The 2586-nt window shown below is 51.8% G+C and carries 2 protein-coding genes and 3 pseudogenes; all 5 read right to left on the reverse strand.

The features are described from left to right. Positions 1–359 (reverse strand): helix-turn-helix domain-containing protein (locus tag QZ506_RS03015; protein WP_291968969.1); only part of this gene is annotated, 359 nt, incomplete at its 3' end. A 103-nt stretch (positions 360–462) separates the two neighbouring features. Then, on the reverse strand, positions 463–804 hold the full coding sequence (tmaR, locus tag QZ506_RS03020) for a PTS system regulator TmaR (RefSeq protein WP_291968971.1): 342 nt from the start codon (positions 802–804) through the stop codon (positions 463–465). Between the two features lie 152 nt (positions 805–956). After that, positions 957–1715 (reverse strand): annotated as a pseudogene (locus tag QZ506_RS03025) (ABC transporter ATP-binding protein). After that, positions 1712–2380: pseudogene (locus QZ506_RS03030) on the reverse strand (iron chelate uptake ABC transporter family permease subunit); the annotation flags it as partial. The pseudogenes QZ506_RS03025 and QZ506_RS03030, both read right to left, overlap by 4 nt. Before the next feature lie 72 nt (positions 2381–2452). Beyond that, positions 2453–2586 (reverse strand): annotated as a pseudogene (locus QZ506_RS03035) (IS5/IS1182 family transposase); the annotation flags it as partial.

Here is a 2586-nt window from a genome sequence, read left to right on the forward strand (position 1 = left end):
CGGAAGTTCTCCAGGTCGTGTCGTTGCCAGATGGAGCGCACGCCGCTGCCGGAGATAAATACGCCCTTTTTACGCAGCTCATTACTGGTCCGGTGCTGCCCATGGGGCGGGAACTCAATAGCATAATCAACAACCGCGCGTTCAGTGGCTTCGTTGGCGCGGTTCTTCAGGTTCGGAACCCGGCGGTTCTGGTTAACCAGCGCATCAATGCCGCCTTCAGCAGACAGTTCCTGATAACGGTAAAATGTATCGCGTGACACGCCCATGATCTTGCAGGATTTTGATACGTTACCGAGTTCTTCGGCGAGATTGAGCAGGCCGGCTTTGTGTTTGATAATGGGATTGTTAATATGAAGCATGAGAGTTACCTCGCGTTTTGTTTAAGGATTAGACACCCATATCAAAACCGGTAACTCTCAACCTTTCAAGGTTCAGTGTCAGATCTAGTCGCGACTAATACAGCTACGCCTCTTTGCCCGGCACGGCGCACGTCATTTCGCCCATCTCTTTCAGTTTCTTCGAGAGATCGCGACGCTCTTTCGACAGATCGGCATTCTTGATGATGTATTCATCCACGCGATCTTCATAGTCACCGCGCATGGTGGCGATAATGCCCTGAACATCTTCAATACTCGTGCCCGGTTTCAGGTATTCGCTCAGGTTATCCAGCAGCAGCACGCGCTTCTGGTTATCACGGATTTTCTTCTCGTTATCGACAATTTCACGTTGCAATTTGTTCTTGCGACGGAAAATTCGCACAAACTCGAGCACATCTTGGAAACAGTGCTTGGTCGCCTTATCCATTGTTATCCCCTCACGTGGATCAGTTAACTTTGAGATCAACGGTGTGTTGACCGTCACTCCGCTCACGATACAGGGGAGTGACTATGCTCGACAAGTCGGTTTTTCAGTTCCGCCGACTGCCGCCCCTTCAAAGGGGTAAATCGGTGACAATATCAACGATAATAGACGGCAATACGTTGATTGCGTACCTGTTCAATCTCCACCTGGGTATCAAAAATGGATTCCAGCACCGAGGATACCATTACTTCTTCCGGCTTGCCGTTGTAAACAATTTGCCCTTTGCGCATCGCAATAATGTAATCCGAGTAGGCCGACGCAAAATTGATATCATGAATGACCAATACGATGGTTTTTCCCAGCTCATCCGCTGCGCGACGAATCTGTTTCATCATCGCTACCGCGTGTTTCATATCGAGATTGTTCAACGGCTCATCCAGCAGCACGTATTCGGTATCCTAGCACAATACCATCGCCACATAAGCGCGCTGGCGCTGACCGCCAGACAGTTCGTCCAGGAAACGATCTTTAAACTCGGTGAGATTGAGGAAAGCCAATGCATCGGCAATGCGAGTGCGATCGTCAGCATTCAATCGCCCTTTGGTATAGGGATAGCGACCAAAACCAACCAACTCTTCAACGGTGAGGCGGCTGGTGAAACGGTTTTCCTGACGCAACACCGAGAGGCAGGTCGCCATCTGCTCACCGGGAGTAGTGGCAATATCCATCCCATTGACGGTAACGCGACCGCTATCCGCCGCCAGTAAGCTGCTTATGACCGATAATAGGGTGGATTTCCCTGCCCCGTTAGGCCCAATGATTGACGTTACGCCACCCCGAGATATGGTGGCGGTAATGTCATTCAGCACCACTTGATCGTAATAGGCATTGGTTAGATGCTCGATCTCAATCACACGGCAACCTTTTTCAATAACAACAAGATAAACAGTGTCCCACCGATAAATTCAATCACGACGGACAACGCTCCCGCCATTTTCAGCAGGTGCTCCAGGATCAGTTGCCCGCCGACCAGGGATATCACCCCAAGCAGAAATGCCGTGGGCAACAAAATGCGATGCTGGCTGGAGCCAGCCACCAGATAAGCCAGATTGGCCAGATTGGCCACCATAAAGCCCAGAAAAGTGAGCGGGCCGACCAGCGCAGTAGAAACCGCCACCAGTACCGACACCAGCAGCAGGATCAGGGTGACGCTGCGGTTAAAGTTGATACCCAGATTCACCGCGCTGTTACGCCCCAACGCCAGCACATCCAGCTCGAAACGCCGTCGCCAGATAACGATGGCAACCATCACTACGATCAGCGCGGTCAATGCGATCAGCTCCGGCACTGCGCGGATAAAGGTGGCAAACATACGCCCTTGCAATACGGCAAACTCCGTGGGCGTCAGTAGACGCTGCATCAGGCTCGAAGAGCTGCGAAACAGCGTGCCGCAGATAATGCCGACCAGCAGCACCAGATGCAGGTTGTCGCGCCGCCCCAGAAACAGCCAGCGATAAATCACAGCAGAAAACATCACCAGCAGTAGCGCTTCACACAGAAATTTGCCGCTGACGCCCACCCAGGGAATGCCTTTGGCGGCTTTGTTGAATAAATCAGAACTTGTAACGACTGCGCCCATACGGTCCGATTGTTACGTGATGCGAATACTGTTCGGCATTCCTAATAGCGTGATCCGGTTAAGCGCTTTGACCATGGCCATGGCTTCACCCACCTGAGCATCGTAGTCTCTCAGACTTAGATGACCACCCAGAAGCCTTTTGAACC

Source organism: Candidatus Symbiopectobacterium sp. (assembly GCF_020054415.1).
Taxonomy (GTDB): Bacteria; Pseudomonadota; Gammaproteobacteria; order Enterobacterales; family Enterobacteriaceae; genus Symbiopectobacterium.

Bases quoted from the DNA above. Each gene is read 5' to 3' on its own strand.
- tmaR (WP_291968971.1), bottom strand. From the start codon at position 804: ATGGATAAGGCGACCAAGCACTGTTTCCAAGATGTGCTCGAGTTTGTG.